The organism is Desulfobacterales bacterium (assembly GCA_034003325.1).
GTDB lineage: Bacteria > Desulfobacterota > Desulfobacteria > Desulfobacterales > JAFDDL01 > JAVEYW01.
The window spans coordinates 82,093-97,703 of record JAVEYW010000004.1 but is presented as its reverse complement, the minus strand read 5'-3'; the positions used below and the strand labels follow the sequence as shown (position 1 = coordinate 97,703).

At 55.2% G+C, this 15,611-nt stretch carries 15 protein-coding genes; 3 read left to right on the top strand and 12 right to left on the bottom strand.

The window, feature by feature from the left end:
* Entirely contained in the window at positions 1–465 is a 465-nt protein-coding gene (locus tag RBT11_05460; protein ID MDX9786196.1) for a hypothetical protein, read from the top strand.
* A gap of 57 nt (positions 466–522) precedes the next feature.
* On the top strand, positions 523–1,845 hold the full coding sequence (locus tag RBT11_05455) for a DEAD/DEAH box helicase (GenBank protein MDX9786195.1): 1,323 nt from the start codon (positions 523–525) through the stop codon (positions 1,843–1,845).
* Positions 1,846–1,861: 16 nt separating this feature from the next.
* On the opposite strand, the gene RBT11_05450 is transcribed toward RBT11_05455, so the two are convergent.
* The 12 genes from RBT11_05450 to RBT11_05395 are packed head-to-tail and all read right to left on the bottom strand — an operon-like array spanning position 1,862 to position 13,569.
* A complete protein-coding gene (locus RBT11_05450; GenBank protein ID MDX9786194.1) occupies positions 1,862–2,599 on the bottom strand; it encodes a four helix bundle suffix domain-containing protein in 738 nt (245 codons plus the stop codon).
* The gene (locus RBT11_05445; GenBank protein ID MDX9786193.1) at positions 2,592–2,948 is read right to left on the bottom strand and encodes a hypothetical protein; all 357 of its coding nucleotides are present in this window, start codon (positions 2,946–2,948) and stop codon (positions 2,592–2,594) included. Before RBT11_05445 ends, RBT11_05450 begins: the two co-directional genes overlap by 8 nt.
* Entirely contained in the window at positions 2,945–4,291 is a 1,347-nt protein-coding gene (locus RBT11_05440) for a radical SAM protein (GenBank protein MDX9786192.1), read from the bottom strand. Before RBT11_05440 ends, RBT11_05445 begins: the two co-directional genes overlap by 4 nt.
* Before the next feature lie 31 nt (positions 4,292–4,322).
* On the bottom strand, positions 4,323–5,810 hold the full coding sequence (locus RBT11_05435; GenBank protein MDX9786191.1) for an NAD(P)/FAD-dependent oxidoreductase: 1,488 nt from the start codon (positions 5,808–5,810) through the stop codon (positions 4,323–4,325).
* A complete protein-coding gene (locus tag RBT11_05430) occupies positions 5,807–8,200 on the bottom strand; it encodes a beta-ketoacyl-[acyl-carrier-protein] synthase family protein (GenBank protein ID MDX9786190.1) in 2,394 nt (797 codons plus the stop codon). Before RBT11_05430 ends, RBT11_05435 begins: the two co-directional genes overlap by 4 nt.
* Positions 8,197–8,889, bottom strand: coding sequence for an outer membrane lipoprotein carrier protein LolA (locus tag RBT11_05425; protein ID MDX9786189.1), 693 nt, complete (start codon positions 8,887–8,889; stop codon positions 8,197–8,199). The genes RBT11_05430 and RBT11_05425 overlap by 4 nt, the downstream gene beginning before the upstream one ends.
* Positions 8,882–9,559 carry a class I SAM-dependent methyltransferase gene (locus RBT11_05420; protein ID MDX9786188.1) on the bottom strand — a complete coding sequence of 226 codons (678 nt, stop codon included), beginning with the start codon at positions 9,557–9,559 and terminating at the stop codon, positions 8,882–8,884. The genes RBT11_05425 and RBT11_05420 overlap by 8 nt, the downstream gene beginning before the upstream one ends.
* Entirely contained in the window at positions 9,549–10,016 is a 468-nt protein-coding gene (locus RBT11_05415; GenBank protein MDX9786187.1) for a small multi-drug export protein, read from the bottom strand. The genes RBT11_05420 and RBT11_05415 overlap by 11 nt, the downstream gene beginning before the upstream one ends.
* On the bottom strand, positions 10,004–11,374 hold the full coding sequence (locus RBT11_05410) for a radical SAM protein (GenBank protein MDX9786186.1): 1,371 nt from the start codon (positions 11,372–11,374) through the stop codon (positions 10,004–10,006). The genes RBT11_05415 and RBT11_05410 overlap by 13 nt, the downstream gene beginning before the upstream one ends.
* Complete coding sequence (locus RBT11_05405; GenBank protein ID MDX9786185.1) at positions 11,355–12,623, bottom strand: radical SAM protein; 1,269 nt, start codon at positions 12,621–12,623, stop codon at positions 11,355–11,357. Before RBT11_05405 ends, RBT11_05410 begins: the two co-directional genes overlap by 20 nt.
* A 54-nt stretch (positions 12,624–12,677) precedes the next feature.
* On the bottom strand, positions 12,678–12,941 hold the full coding sequence (locus RBT11_05400) for a phosphopantetheine-binding protein (GenBank protein MDX9786184.1): 264 nt from the start codon (positions 12,939–12,941) through the stop codon (positions 12,678–12,680).
* Between the two features lie 25 nt (positions 12,942–12,966).
* Positions 12,967–13,569 (bottom strand): DUF4410 domain-containing protein, encoded by a 603-nt coding sequence (locus RBT11_05395; protein MDX9786183.1) that lies wholly within the window; start codon positions 13,567–13,569, stop codon positions 12,967–12,969.
* Positions 13,570–14,014: 445 nt separating this feature from the next.
* On the opposite strand from RBT11_05395, the gene RBT11_05390 reads away from it, so the two are divergent.
* On the top strand, positions 14,015–15,610 hold the full coding sequence (locus RBT11_05390; GenBank protein MDX9786182.1) for a cobalamin-dependent protein: 1,596 nt from the start codon (positions 14,015–14,017) through the stop codon (positions 15,608–15,610).
* Position 15,611: the final 1 nt, after the last annotated feature.

The following is a 15,611-nucleotide window of genomic DNA, read 5'->3' as shown; positions in this document are numbered from 1 at the left end:
ATGCGGCAAAAATATGTTCTGACCAAAAGCGGCGGGAAGGAAACCCTGACCATCAGCGAATATACCGAGCTTGAAAAGGAGGTTTTTTCGCTTATCTGCGAGGAAAGTCACAGCGGCGCAACCATTCGCGCCGCCATTTCAGCGGGGGTTGACAAGCTGATTTCGACCTTTCGAACCCATAACATGTACCCGAGAGTGATCTATGCGCAAAAGATGGCCGAAAGTATTCTGCAACTCTATGAAACCGATCAGGAGGATCGCATCGAGCTGATGTTCGATGACAGAGAGGCCTTCTCCCACAGGGAAGGAGAAGATACCGTGGTGCCGGATGTTATCAAGATGAAACCGGAGATCGTGAATGATTTGATCGATGATGATATCGGCGATGAGGATTCGGATGACGATGATATTGATATTGAAGTGGATGCCGAGGGAGATGACGGTCTGGAAGACGATTTGACGTAGAAAGGAGCGCTCAATACGGTAACCCTCACCCTTTCCAACCGGCTGAAGCTCATCGGATTGCCCGATGCAACCCGCCGGGAACTGATGGAACAATTCACCCTTTCAAACCCCGTCTGGCTTGAAAACGAACGCATGGGCCGATGGAACCGGAATACGCCCAAGACGCTTCGGTTTTATGACACCTTCGGCAAAACGGGCCTGATGCTTCCGCGCGGTTATACCCGCCGGCTGATGATGGATCTGAAAAAATCGGGCATTGATTACACCCTTGAGGATCAACGCCGGGAGCTGGACCCGGTGGCCATGACCTTTTCAGGCGCGTTAAAGCCGTTTCAGAAAATCGCGGCGAATGCAATGCTCAAAAAAGAATTCGGTACCTTGTGCGCGCCCACGGGGTCCGGAAAGACGGTGATCGCCCTTTACATGATTGCCCGGCGCGCTCAGCCCGCAGTGATCGTGGTTCACACCAAGGATCTGGCCTTTCAGTGGATGGCGCGGATCGCTTCGTTTTTAAACATTCCGGAAAATGAAATCGGATTGATCGGCGCCGGGAAAAAAAAGATCGGCGATACCATTACCGTGGCCATGGTGCAGAGCCTTTATCAATGCGCTGAAGAAATCGCGTCCCGCTGCGGATATATCGTGGTGGATGAATGCCATCGAACCCCGAGCCGGACCTTTACCGAAGCCCTTTCCGCCTTTGATGCCCGGTACATGCTCGGGCTCAGCGCCACCCCGTGGCGACGGGATAACTTATCAAAGCTTATTTTCTGGCATCTGGGCGATGTGCATCACGAGGTCGAACAGGCAGGGCTCGTTAAAGACGGCCATGTGCTCAAAGCCGATGTCATCGTCAGGGAAACCGGGTTTAAGCCCTTTCACGACCCGGTGAAAGAATACAGCCGCATGCTTTCGGAATTGACCTGCGATGACACAAGAAACCGGCTGATTGCCGCGGATGTCGCCCATGAGGTGGAACAACGCGACGGCGTGTGTCTCATTCTCACGGACCGGAAAATTCACGCTGAAACGCTGCACACCCTTTTAAAATACAAGCACCACGTATCTTCCGCCGTGATGACGGGGAATTTAAGCGTTAAGGAGCGGCGGGCCGTCCTCGACAGAATCGCGGCGGGCGAGGTGGCGGTGCTGGTGGCCACCGGGCAATTGATCGGAGAGGGGTTTGATTGCCCCGACCTGAGCACGCTGTTTTTTGCCACGCCGGTGCGCTTTAGCGGAAGAGTGCTTCAATATTTGGGACGCGTGTTAAGACCTGCGCCGGGAAAGAAAAGCGCTCGGGTGTATGATTATGTGGATGTTCTCGTGGAGGTGCTGGTTGCGGCGGCAGAGGCCCGGGGGAAGGTTTATCTGGGCGGTTGATCAGCGGGCGCTGCGTTCAGGACCGGTTTTTGGGGTTTCGATTGGCGGTGCGCACGCGGTAGAGGCGCTCAGTGAAACCGCCTTGGGTTTCAAAGCTTTTGGCGAGGGCTTTGATCTGGCGGTCTAAAAGGGTGGTGGCGACTGCGAGCAGGGATAGGGCGGCGTTGGCTGCGATTTCGGGGTAGGTGGGGGTGGGTTTTTTGGTGGACTGAGTGGACGAGGTGGACGAGGTGGACGAAGTGGACTGGGTGGACTGAGTGGACGGGCCGATGCCGGGTTTTTGTCCACTGGGTCCACTTTGTCCACAATGTCCACTTCGTCCACCAAAAATCTCACCCTTTCCACCCTCTCCGCAATCATGGGTTGTTTTCACCCAAGCCGCCACCTCATCAGCGCTTTGGCACCTTTTGTCTATCAGCGCCTGACGGCGCGGATCTTGCCGGTCCCAGACCGGCAAGCCGCGTTGCCTCAAAAAATCCTCGTAATCCAGGCGCAACTCCTCCAGGCTTGCCCGGGCCACGTTGGTCAGTTTCAGCTCTGTTTTCTTGGAGGTCCCGGCGGCCTGTGAGCCTTCTGCAATATTTTGCACGCCGCTTCGCGCGGCCTGCACCATCTGGTCGCGGGTGCGGCTGAACCGGTCGATGTAGCGGTTGCAGAAGCGCACGGTCAGGTCATAGACCAGTTGCGATACCTGAAAGCTTTTCAGGTTGCGGTAGCCGCCGTGTTTTGGGATCAAGGGTTCTTTTTCAGTCATCGATTGTCTCCCCGTTCAGTATGTTCGCCCAATTGCGAGAAATCGCCTGCGCCCGGCCCCGTCGGCCGAAGGAACGAATCTCGATCTCCAGCCTCTCTTCCTTGTTTGCTTCGTTCCGGTAATGAATTTCCAGCATATAGGCCGTTGAGCTGTAGTATTTTTTCTCCGCGGCTGTTACCGAAGCCAACCTTTCCATTGGAATGCGAACGTCGATATCAAACCGGCGGTCCTTGGCTTTGGCGTTGATGGTCAAAACGTTCTTTTCAAATACGAGATGGCCTTTCTGAAAATAAGCGGGAATGGGGAGCGTGCCGCCGTGATACAGAATTCTTGATTTTAGTTTTTTCATTTCCAGGTCCTTGTCAAGTGAAAAAACTGCAGGTTCATTCCCAGGTAAAACAGGGGATGCACTCTGGGAGATCGAATGATTCGGTGATGGATCGACGGTAACGAGAAGATTTTTTTCCAGGTGCGGCGAAGCCCTGTTTCGAGTGCTTCCGGGTTCATGCCGATGGGTGAAATAACGCAGTTTAAGGTGTCGTATTTTTCCCATTCGGTGGTTAAGAGTCGCCCCGCCTGTCGCATCTCTTCATAAAGGCTCGTGCCGGGGTAGGGCGTTCGAATAAAGACCAAGGCCCAGTCCAGTTGCGTGTCCAGGGCAAATTGATAAATATCGTCAAAGATGGCGGCTTCTTCGTTATCAAATCCCACCACGAAGGTGCCCATGACGCCGATGCCGTATCGGTGGATTTTTTGAACGGCCTTGGCGTAATCGAATCGGCCGGCAAAGGATTTATGCATGGTCTTCAGGTTTTCACCGGATAGCGTTTCGAATCCGATATTGAGCGCGAGCCCGCCGCTGTCGCGCATGAGGCGCAAGAAAGCATCGTCATTGGCGATGTCGACCGTGGCGTGTGCCCACCAGAGCACATCCATCGCTTTTAGGGCTTCCAGCAGCTCACTCGTATACTGCGTGTCCGCGCCGAAATTGCTGTCGATGAAGTAGATGAGGCGGCGTTCGATAAAATAGGGAAGATCAAAACCGCGCTGGGCGAAAAACTGGCTGATGGAATGCCGGAACCCGCTGCCGAACAGGGAAGATAGTTCGGCGATTACTTCCGCGACCGGCCGTTTGCGGTATTTGTGGCCGAAAAATCGGGAGACTCCGCAAAAATCGCACTGGTGCGGGCATCCGCGCGTGGTTTCCACCATGGTCAGCGGAATATAATGGCGCGGATTTAGAAGATCCCTGCGGGGCCGCGGCAGCCCCGTTAAGTCGCGATCCGTGCCGCCCTCGTATATCGGTTTGAGCGCGCCCTTTTCCAGATCGGACAGCAGTGTCGGCCAGATAAATTCCCCTTCTCCGATAATCACGCTGTCGACATATTGCAGGGCTTCTTGCGGCAGGGTGGAGGCATGCACCCCGCCCATGACCACTCGAACCCCGCGTTGCTTGAACTCCCGGGCGATTTCATAGGCGCGCGGCGCCACCGGCGTCTGAGCGGAAAGCGCCACAAGCCACGGTCTCTCGGCAAAATCGATATGCCGATGCGCTTCGTCCACGATTTCCACCGCATACTCGGGTGGTGTCGCGGCCGCCAGGTACGGCAGATTCAGAAAACTCATCTTAAACACAAAGTCTTCGTTTTTTGCCCGGCGTCGCGCCGGTGAAATCATCAGTATCTTCTTCATATTCCCGCCTCGAGTCCTCAGTCCTCAGTCCTCAGACCTCAGACCTTAACCCATTTTTTTTTTCGTTCAAGATCATCTTCGCGCACAGCTTTCCGGATGTCATCACCCCCGCAATGCCGCCACCCGGCATGGTCCAGTGTCCGGCCAGAAACAGGCCCGGAACCGGTGTTTTCAGGTTCAGCCGCCGAATGCCGGATTGTTCCGGAATCTGCGCCCACCCGTAGGCCGATCCCCCCGGATTGCCGCTGACGGCCCCCAATTGCGCGGGTTCAAGGTCAAACAGAAAGTCCATTTGCCCGGCAAGGAAAGAAAAGCGCGACTGAAAGGCCTGTTCCAGCAGGCTTCGATACCGCCCTCTTTGAGCTGTGCCGAGAGTGGTTTCGGGCGCGCACGGCACACTGAGACAAAGGCAATGGCGACCGGGCGGCGCGGCGGATGCATCCACCAGCGACGGCACCAGAACGTAATAGCTTTTGGCGATGTCGAAAAGGTGTTTGTCCGTTTGGCGTGTGCTGATTTCCATATTGGGTAACAGGTTGCCGCCGCGTGCGGCCGGAATGCTGTAGTAGGCGATATAATACGAGCCGGTCGGTTGCATGGTTGCCAGTTTTCGGCGGTATCGGTCCGGAAGCAGACCGGGCGGGTCAAGCCAATGCGTCAGGGCCGGTGCGGCTGCCGATGCGATGACCACGACCGGAGCGGCATAAAGCGTGCCGTCCGTCGTCAGAATGCCGGTGATCCTTCCCAGGTGGGTCTGAATTTTTGCGGCTTTGGTGTTTTTTTTCAAAACCCCGCCGAAGGCGGTCAGTGCCGATGCCAATGCGTTGGGAATATTCGCCATGCCGCCTTTGACGATCCAAGCCTCGCGGCTGTAAGTGATTTCCGTGCAGGCAAATCCGATGAGGGATAATGTTTCGGGCGGCAGCATGCAGTAGCCTGTTCTGGCCGTGATGCGTTGCTGAAGCACGGGGGGCAGGCCCATTTCATTCAGAAACTGCTTGACCGTATGACCACTGTATGTCGCCAGGAGCGGAAAGCGGCGGGCAAATCCGAATGCCGCGTTTCCGGTATGCCATTCCGCGATGGCGCTTAACTCGGCCATAAGGCCGCTGAAGACGGCATAGCATGTTTCAACGGCGCTTTGATGATTCGGTGAAATTTCGCATAGCGACGCAATGAGTTCGTTGAGTAAGCCTGATTGAAGCCATGGGGTTTGGCCATGATCAAAATAATAGGCCCTTGCCGGGCGGCATGGCAGAAAGGTGAGCTGATCCCGAACTTCCAATTCCGATAAAATTTGGTGTACCGCCCCATCGGCGTCGCAGCCGCCGATGGCCTGAACCGCGATGTCAAACCGATGTCCTTTTACGGTATAGGTAACGGCATAACCGCCGATACGGCGGTTTTTCTCCAGCAGGACCACCTTTGCGCCCGCTTTGGCCAAAAGGACCGCGCAGGTTAATCCCGCAAGGCCCGCGCCGACCACGACAACATCATAGGGTGAAGTGAATTCACTCATGGGCATACAGGGCCGGGTTGAATGAGCGTTGCGGTATGAATGCCGCCACGGGAAGCGTTTAAAGAGAGAATCGGTGTGTTGCAGGCGGTTTCAACGCTTTCAAGGAGGGCGGCCGCAATCCCCGCGCCACCCGCGAAACCGGATTCGCCTATCAGGCGTTTGACCGGGTTTCCCGGCGGCACGGCGTTTCCCGTAAGGTCGCGAATATGGCGCATGGTTTCGGCGGAAGCTTCGTCGCAGCCGGGCGCGCCGTTTTCGGGCGTGATGCAAGCGATGGCATGGTTTTTTTTCAGGTTGTCATCAAGGAGTTCCGCAACGGCATCCATCAAAAACCGGCCCGATTTTGAATAGGTGAGCGGGCCGCAGGTGGTATCCTGCCGGGTGGTCCAGCGCAGAATGCGGCCGAAAATCCACGCCCCGCGATGTTCCGCGGCCCTTCTGGATTCGAGAATCATACAGACGGCGCCTTCGCCAAGGGCGAAGTTTTTGTGTGCCGCATCAAAAAATCCGATATGCTGATGAATGGCCAGGATCGATTCGGAGATTTCCTCGGCGGCACACACGATCACCCGTTCGGCGAGGTTGCTTTGAATCTGTTCGGCAGCCCAGTGAAGGCAGATGTCAAAGGAGACCTCATCGGAAACGAATACCCACAGCGGACCGGCCAGATTCAAGGCCTGCGCCACCAGGGCGGGCGGTGCATTGGTCACCGAGAGGTTAAATTCCTGGGGGGAGGCGAACCGGGGACCGTCCGTGAGCAATTGCGTATAAAACCGGTGCACATTGCCCGAGCATCCGAAGGCGGAACCATAGGCGATGCTCGGGGGGGGCGCGGGCGTGTCGGCGTCAAGTCCTGCATGCGTGAGCGCTTCTTTAAGCGCCATGTATAAAAACGAGGCCTGGCGGTTAAAGTGACGCCGAAACTTGACCGGAATCAACGCGCGAAGGGACGATAGACCCACGTATCCGCCCAATACGCCGGCCCAGTCTTCGTGGAGGACGCTCAATCGGGTCAGGCCCGAACGGTTCTCATGAACCGCGTTTAGGAAGGGTTGCAGGCCCGCCCCAAAAGGCGAAACGATTCCCATGCCGGTGATAACCGGCTCGGCAAAAGCGACCGCCGAATTCGAAGGTGTCAGCTTTGGTTCGTCCCGGTTCTCGAACACGAGGCTGACGTTACTGCCGCCAAAGGCAAAGGAATTGGAAAGCGCGCAGGAGACGGCCTCTTTTCGCGAGGTGATTGGAACGAAATCAAGCGCGCATTCCCGCGCCGGTGTTTGAAGATTGGCGGTCGGCGGAATCATGCCGTTTCTCATGGCCAGCACCACGGCGATGGCTTCCAGAACACTGGCTGCGCCCAGTGCATGGCCCACCATGGATTTGGTCGAAGAAATGGCGAGATGCCGGCTGTGTTCCCCGAACGCGGCTTGAATGCCCAAGCATTCGGCTGCATCGTTCAAGGGCGTTCCGGTGCCGTGCGCATTGATATAATTCACGGATTCGGGGGAAATGCCCGCCCTTGCCATTGCCTGCAGAATGGTTTCGGCAACGGCGCGGCCTTCCGGGTGCGGCGCCGTAAAATGATGGACATCCGTCAAAAGCCCGTAACCGGTGAGTGCGGGAAAATGCGGTGCCGTGCTGCCGGCGGAATCCTTCACAAGAACCATGGCACCCGCGCCTTCGCCCAGAACAAGGCCCTTTCGGTTGGCGTCAAAGGGGCGGCAGGTTTCGGGGTCCACGGACCGAAGCGCATTGAAACCGGCCAGGGTGACTTCGGAGAGGCTTTCCGCCCCTACCACCAGCGCGCAGTCGAGCCGATGCGCCTTTAACAGATCATAGGCCGCGGCCAGGGCGAGACCACTCGACGAGCAAACCGTGGCGATCGTAAGCCGTCTGCCCGAAATGCCGAACTCGGTGGCAATGTGGGCGCCCATGGCGGATAGGCAAAAAGAAGTGAGCATCGTCAACGGGGCTTTTATGGGAAGGCTGAAATGGCGTTTTCTGAAAAACCGCTCCAGGCCGAGAATCCCGCCTGCGGCCGTGCCGATGATAAGGCCCATGTGTCCGCTATAGGACACTTTTCCGGTTGCCTCATCGAGAAGCCCCGCAGCCCTCAGCGCTTCTTTGGCCGCGCAAAGGGCAAACCGATCCGCCCTGGAGAGCATGCGGGCATCGATGCGCTTAAAGCGCTGATTGATAACCGTTTTGATTTCACCTGCGATGCGGGTTCGATGCGGTTCGGCCGGGAAAAGGTCGATGGGAGAAAAGGCGGTTTTTCCGGCGGCGATCGATTGCCAGTAGGCGGCGACGCCAAGGCCGAAGGCAGTGACGGCACCCATTCCGGAAATCCGTATCGCGGGTGATAAAGGGCCACTGGCTGTTATCGTCATGGCTGCGTCATTCTGTTCAGGATAACGCCTTCGGGCAGTTTAAAGTCGAGTACCTTTTCGGGTAAGGGGGCGTTGAGCTTTTCCGATGAAAAGCGGATGTCGGTGATATCGCCGGTGTGGTTGTCGATTTTCAAGTGTTTCATGATCAGCGATTGCTTGTGCAGCGCAAAGGTGAGCGCCGCGCCGGCGGTCGTATCTTGAAAAAAATAGGTGTCCGCGGTCTGGGAGATCGTGCCCGTGAAGCGGTTGGGATCCCATGCCAGAAAAGCGGCGTTTTCCGCCACCGCGCCCTGATTTGAAAGCATCATCACATCGGCGGTGGGACTGCCTTCGATGTACATGAGCGCTTCTTTTCCCCGCACGCGAAGTACATGATGGACGGGGCTGTCATATTGCATGAAAAAAAGGCGATCCTTCTCAAAATAAAGCGTTCCCTCATAGCGAATCGGTGCTGCCAGTCCGGTGACGCTTCGCAGTTCGACAAAATGCGCCTGAAACGTTTTTAAGGTGGCCTGAACCTGTTTCAACCGATCAAAGAGGCCCGGCCGGGCATTGTCGGGAAGCAAGGTCGGCGTCTCTTCCGCGGCGGCCCGGGGTGTCGATCCTACCGGGATCATAAAGGCGATGATCACCAGGGCGGCAACCCGGCTGACCTGTTTTAAAACGTGGCGGCAACAAAGGTTAGGCATCCGATTCTCCGATATTGGCCATGACCCATAATTCCATCGGGTTGGCATGAAGGCGAAAGCGATTGCTTCCGATGTGTTTCAGCCGGGAATCCATTTCATCGGGCAGCCACGCGGATTGCACGGAGTCTTCAAATCCGGATCGCCCGGCCGTGAAGAAAAAAGCGGTTTTCCAGAGCGCATTGAGGAATCGATAGAGTCCGTGCGCCATATCGCGCCTGAAATCGATCATCAGCAATATGCCGCCGGGTTTAAGCACCCGGTCGATTTCCATCAAAAGATGCTCGGGATGGTCCATATGATGTAGCGCGAAAAAAGAGAGAATGACATCGACTGTTTGCGGCCCGAAGGGCAGGGCTTCTCCGTCTCCGCACAGAAATGCCACGGGGCCGCTGTTCCCTTTTTGGCCTCGCATGGCTTTTTGCAGAATACCCGGTGAGATATCAAGACCGGTGAAAGAGGCGTCCGAATACCTTTTTTTCAGATGAAACGGAATGGCGCCGGGTCCTGTTCCGATATCCAGCACCTTCATGCCGGGTTTGACGGTATCTTTCAGAATTTGGCATATTCGGCCGGCTGCCGGTCGGCCGCCCCACCGCGCCGCTCGGGCGAAAAGCGCTTCGCAGGCGGAATTTAGCGCCCGGCCCTCCGGTATTCTTTGATTACATCGCACTGAACCACCTGATCGGAAAATAAAATAACAGGATTAAAAGGGTGGTACTGAGCACCGAACCCGACAGCACGCACAGCGTTCCGCTCAACCGGCTTTGTTTCAGCATGTGCGCCAGTACGCAAGCGGATAAGACCCCGAACCCCCGCAGCGGCAGCGAGGAGACGAGCATGACGGTCAGCGGCTTGTATCGGGCGAACCGGCTCAAATAGGCGTGATGGGCCACCCGGCCTTTCACCTTTTCCCACCGCGCTTCCACCCAATGGGAAATACGCTCGGAGATTTTCATGGTTTCCAGAATCAATCCGTAGACCGGAATTTGAAGAAAATCAATCAGCGCAACGCATATCAGGGTGTTCCAGGGCGCCACGCCGGAGATCAGGCAGGTCGCGACCGCCCCGATGCGGCCGGCGGCGAGATATGCACCGAGAATAAGACCTGCCAGTCCTATCGAGGGCATGAAAGCCTCTCTTTGAAGTCCCGGTGCACCGCAGGGTTCCACATGGCGCGCGCCAGGCGTGTTTGTGAAAAATGGAGGGAGAAATTGGCGATCAGAAAATGCAGGTACGGCCCGCCTCGTTGCTTCAATCTCGAGAGAATCGAGGTCGGCGAGGATAAATATTTCAGCGCCCAAGCATACCCTTGCTGCAGTTCCCGCGGCGTCATGTGTTTCGGCTGAAACACGGCATGGTTCATGTCGTATTGGGACCAATCCTTGTGAAGCAGGCGATGGTCTCTTTCCATGGCATCATATAACGGGGTTCCCGGAAAGGGGGTGTAAATGCACATATTGGGCAGCTCGATGCCGTTCTCCTGTATAAAGGACACCGTTTCTTTAAACACATCCTTTGTATCCGAGTCAAACCCGAAGATAAAGGAGCCCTGAATGCCGATGCCGTGGGCGTGAATTTTGGAAATCGCCCGGCTCATGGCCTCACGCCCGGAAAACCGGCGGTTTTTGGTTAGTCCGGTATTCGCCCCAAGGGATTCAAAGCCGATAAATAGCGACATACATCCGCTGTCCTTGAGCGAGGCCAGAAACGCGTCATCTTCGCTTACCGACAGATTTGAAAACCCCATCCAGCGAAACCCGTATTTTTTGATTAAGGCCATGATGGCCAGGCAGCGCTCTTTTTTGATCAAAAAATTGTCATCGACAATAAACAGGGCGCGGGATCTGAGTTGCCGGAGCGCCCGAAGTTCTTTGTCCACCGTGGCCAGGGATTTTACCCGAATGGCGCGGCCCGAGATGGTGGGCACCGCGCAAAAATCGCAATCCTGCGGGCATCCCCTGCTCGTTTGAATGGCGGACAGGTAAAACCGGTGACGCCGGGTCAAGCGCGCGGTGTCGGGTATCGGAATTTCATCGAGGTCGGCGATTCGCTCCCCGCGGTAACTGGCGGATAATTCGCCCTTTTCAAAATCGGCCAGGATTTGGTGAATCAGGGATTCGGCTTCACCGATGACCACCGCCGTGGCGTACGCAGCGGCCTCATCGGGCAGCACGCTCACATGAATCCCGCCCATTACGACCGGAATGCCTTGTTTTGTAAATAAATCCGCCAGCGCATAGCCGCGATAGGCCGTGTGCGTCAGGCAGGAAATAAAGACCAGATCCGCTTTTTCCCGGCCCGTTACCGGGGATATTCGCTCATCGGCGATGGTGACCCGGTAGGACGGCGGAATCAGGGCCGCCACTTGCGGAAGTCCCAGAAAGGGAAAAGGAAAAACAGCGTCGTTCGCGGTGCAGGCGCCGTTTCTCCGCGGATAAATCATTAAAATGTGCTTGCCGCTATGGTTATGCCCGCGCCAATTCATTCAGGACTTTCGTAATACCGATCGAGGTTTCCCTGGCGTCAAATTTTGAGACGACCTCAAGAACCTCTTTGGGCTTATAGGCCATGAGACAGGTTTGCGTGTTTTTACAGTTTCGATGACTGATATCGCGAATATGGCGCAGAAAGTCGGATTTACAGATTTCAGTGAAACTTTTCTCCCGAATGTTATCGACCGCATAGGGCATCAGGACGCAGGGTTCGACATCGCCGTTGGCATTGATATGCCACATGACCCGGCCGGCGCCGCAGCCCTCGGTGAGGTAGGCGTCGGTCAGAAAATCCACGAGCAGCAACTCTTTCTTTTGCTTGATTTTGCGAATGAGTTCCGGAATCCGGGCTTTTTCCGCTTGGGTCGGCACTAGATTCGGATCCTGGCAGGCGCTTCCCTGGGGTACGGCGATCGGAATCCAGCCGTATCCGGCGCCGTTTTCGATCATGGTGTCGTAAAACGCTTCGGAATGAAGCACATCGAAATTTTTCTGACTGGTCATGGCGGAGAAGCCGACCAGAACCCCTGCCTTGTTCAGCGCCCGCATGCGTTCCATGGCTTTCTCAAAAGCGCCGGGGCCTTTTCGTTCATCGGTTTCCTTTTGAAGACCATCCACGCCGATGGCGATACCGGCATTCCCCAGTTGCGCGAGACGCGCCACTTTTTGATCATCGATCAACTGGCCGTTGGTGAATATCAAAAAGGCGTTATGAGAATGTTTTTCCACGATATCCAGAAGCCACGGGACGATAAACGGCTCTCCGCCGAGAAATAAAAAGAAATTGGTTCCTGCGGCGGCGGCATCGGTCACCACCGCATCCACTTCCTCGTAGGTCAGCTCATGCTTGTGTTCATGATGATCGGCGTAACAGCCATAGCATTTGAGGTTGCATCGAAGGGTCGGGCTGATCATCAGCGTGCCGGGGGGCGCCACCTGGTGCTCATTGTAAAATGCCAGCCGTCTTCTGTAGCCCAGCAAAATAGAGCCGAGGATAAAATTGTTGAGCAGTGCGGAACGAGCTTTGGGATTTGCCTGTTTGAGGATTCGGCGAACCGCATTGATGCCGGGATGATCGGTTTCAATAAGCGCCCGAACGGCGGATACCCCCTGCCGATGCCAATCGATGGATGATAATTTTTCAAAAACCCCCATGGCTCTAAGAAGGTTTTTGTTCGACAGGTTGCTGATCAGGCCGAGCAGTTCATTGGAAATGGCATCTCTTAATACGGTGGATTTCATCGGTTTTTTCTCCGGTGGTAAGGTCGGCCGGCAGGTCGCCCTCACGGGGCGGCGTCAGGCCGCCTTTTTTTCAATCACAAACTCAGCCAGGGCGGCAATGGAGGCAAATGCCTTGCGGCCGACTTCCTCATCCTCGATAACGACGCTATAGGCCTTTTCAATGGCGACCACCAGTTCCAGGGCATCGATGGAGTCAAGCCCCAATCCCTCACCAAAGAGGGGCGCCGTATCGTCTATTTCATCGGGGATAACCTCTTCCAGTCGAAGGGTTTTAACAACCAACTGCTTTAATTCTCGTTTCAAGACATCCTTGTTCAAATTCGACGATCCTCCGAGGCTGGGGTTATTTGCCCATCTGGTCTTTGACCGCGGCGCCGGCGCGAATGGCCAATTGGGTCAGAATGTGGTTTAACATGGATACGCTGTCACCGCCGAAGCTGCCGGTATCCCGGGTATAAATACGCATGATGGCGTCGGCTTTGCCCGGCGCATAGACTTCACATACCGCTGCGCAGGCGGTTTTCCCGGCCCCCAGCCCAACGAGAAACCGGGCGGCGCGATTGCCCGGATTGCATTCCACCACCGCCGTCTCGACGCGCAGGCTGTTTTGCCCACCGGTTTTGACAGTAAGGGCTTGCTTAAATTGAACATTGAACAACGTAACAAACGGAGTATATGAAAACGTATTCTGCACGGGAAGATATCGATCGTCGTTTTCGATAATGGTGACGGCATCGTACCGGGAGAAATCGGCGGTGGGATTCACCCAGGCCAATGTATTGTGCCCGATTTTGTTCATTCCGGCGGTATAAGCATCGGCATTGAATTGATTTGCCGCGTAATGTTTAAAGCTTGTGGCAAAAGAATTTGAAATGACAGGCAATAATGCATAACAAAATAAGACGGCAACCGTAACGACCATTGAATTACGCAGCCTTTTTTTCATACCGCCTCCTTATTTAATAGCATTTGCTTAAATAATTGCCGATATCACCCGCTTGCATGCGAAAGTTTAGAGAGTCTTTAAATATAGAACGCCCGGTATTGTGTCAAGGAACTATTCTCAACAAGCAAAGCGCTCACCGGACAAAGCAAAAGGCATTGAAATAACCGGGGGGGTGAGATAGGAACATAACCTTTCATCGACCGATAACCGCCATCCCGCACTTCGGTAACTGTAGTTTCGTGCACGTAAACGTACACGTGCACGTGCACGTGCACGAAATTGAAAGGCTAACAGCGATGAATCGAGTTCGAAAAATATGAACAAGGCAATACGCCATTAAAACAAAGCGTTTCAGAATCGGCGGCAATAGGTTGATTGTAAAGGACCGTGCACGTGCACGTGTACGTGTACGTTTACGTTTACGGGTGCGCGCCAGGGGGAAGCGGTGAAAACCCTTTTAATCCATACCCCGAAATTTAATAATTTTTATAAACCGATCGGTGATTTCATCTGGCTGAACTATATGCCCATGGGCCTTCTTGCCATTGCCGATCATCTGGCGGTCAACGGCGTTGCGGTACAGGTCGTTCACCTCGGTGTGGAATGGGTCGAAAACAGAGCCTTTAACGTTTCGGAGCTGTTGCGGGCCGATGACGGGATTAATGCCGTGGGTCTCAGCCTGCACTGGCATCACCAGGCCTTTGATGTGATCGAGGTGGCTAGATGCCTTAAATTAACCCGCCCGGAGCTCTTTATCTTTCTCGGCGGGGATACGGCCTCCTATTTTCATGAGGAAATCATTCGGGAGTTTCCGATTGTGGACGCGGTGATTCGCGGACACGGCGAAGCGCCCGCCCTGGCATTGGTAAAAGCCCTGGCCGGGGAAAGGAATTTGGCCCGCGTGCCGAATCTTACCTGGCGGGATGGCGCGGCGGTTCGGCAAAATGAAATGACCTATGTCGCGGACACGGCCGCTATCAGCCGGCTCAGTTACACGAATTTTTCATTGTTGCGCCATTGGGAAAGCTATGTGCGGTACGTGGGACTTCCCTTTTTCTTTGCCAAAGGATTCAGCAAAGAGAAAAACCGGAAACTTTTTTCTTTGGGGCAATCCCTTTTTCCTGTGCCCATCGGACGCGGGTGCCCCTTTAATTGTACCTGGTGCGGCGGTTCCCAGGTGCCGCAGCAACGATGTGTCAGTCATCTGAAAGGCTTTCTTTACCGGGATATCGGAAGCGTCGTTCAAAGTGTTCGGGCGGCCATGGCCGCGGGCTACCGCATTATGCAGTCCGCTATGGATCCGGAGCCGCAAACGCAGTCCTATTTTATTTCCCTCTGGCGGGCCTTGCGCAAAGAGGGCTTGTTCCCCAGTTGGATGTTTGAATGCAACGGTCTGCCGACGGATGAATTTCTGGCTGAATTTAAACGAACCTTTCCGGATCGGGAGTCTCTTATCGCCCTGTCTCCGGAATGCGGAAATGAAGCGCTTCGCTTGCGGCATAAGGGGCCCGGCTTTACCACAAACGCGCTGTTAACCAAGCTGTCACAAATGAACGCCATGGGCATCGCCACTGAAGTCTTTTTTACCTATGGATTGCCCGGCGAGAATGAGCGGCTTTTAGCCGAAACCATCGCTCTTCAGCGACTGATTGCCAAAAGGTTTCGGTGTGTCCGCGCGATCAGAACCCTCTCGGTTGAAATGGAGCCGGGCGCCCCCTGGCAGATCGATCCCGAGCGATTCGGCATTGTGACGGATCGGCGCACTTTTAAGGATTTTTATGCCGCACATGCGGATGTGAACGCAGGCACCTTTACGAGTTTTGGATATTATATTCCGGATTATTTTGAAACGCCGCTGAATCCGGAACGCCCGTTTCAGGATTTTGCGGCACGCATGCAGGCCATCAAATGCCGGAAATTTTGTTTCATTCACCCGAACCCCAAAAAATGCGGGAAGTCCCCCTGGCAGGGCCGGTTGTTTTGCGGCGTCGCCTCCCGGCTGATGTCGCTTAAGCCGCGGAATTTTTCAAGGCCCTATTGAT

Bases quoted from the DNA above. Each gene is read 5' to 3' on its own strand.
- RBT11_05395 (MDX9786183.1), bottom strand. From the start codon at position 13,569: ATGAAAAAAAGGCTGCGTAATTCAATGGTCGTTACGGTTGCCGTCTTA.
- RBT11_05430 (MDX9786190.1), bottom strand. From the start codon at position 8,200: ATGACGATAACAGCCAGTGGCCCTTTATCACCCGCGATACGGATTTCC.
- RBT11_05425 (MDX9786189.1), bottom strand. From the start codon at position 8,889: ATGCCTAACCTTTGTTGCCGCCACGTTTTAAAACAGGTCAGCCGGGTT.
- RBT11_05460 (MDX9786196.1), top strand. From the start codon at position 1: ATGCGGCAAAAATATGTTCTGACCAAAAGCGGCGGGAAGGAAACCCTG.
- RBT11_05450 (MDX9786194.1), bottom strand. From the start codon at position 2,599: ATGACTGAAAAAGAACCCTTGATCCCAAAACACGGCGGCTACCGCAAC.
- RBT11_05405 (MDX9786185.1), bottom strand. From the start codon at position 12,623: ATGAAATCCACCGTATTAAGAGATGCCATTTCCAATGAACTGCTCGGC.
- RBT11_05445 (MDX9786193.1), bottom strand. From the start codon at position 2,948: ATGAAAAAACTAAAATCAAGAATTCTGTATCACGGCGGCACGCTCCCC.
- RBT11_05435 (MDX9786191.1), bottom strand. From the start codon at position 5,810: ATGAGTGAATTCACTTCACCCTATGATGTTGTCGTGGTCGGCGCGGGC.
- RBT11_05410 (MDX9786186.1), bottom strand. From the start codon at position 11,374: ATGAATTGGCGCGGGCATAACCATAGCGGCAAGCACATTTTAATGATT.
- RBT11_05440 (MDX9786192.1), bottom strand. From the start codon at position 4,291: ATGAAGAAGATACTGATGATTTCACCGGCGCGACGCCGGGCAAAAAAC.
- RBT11_05415 (MDX9786187.1), bottom strand. From the start codon at position 10,016: ATGCCCTCGATAGGACTGGCAGGTCTTATTCTCGGTGCATATCTCGCC.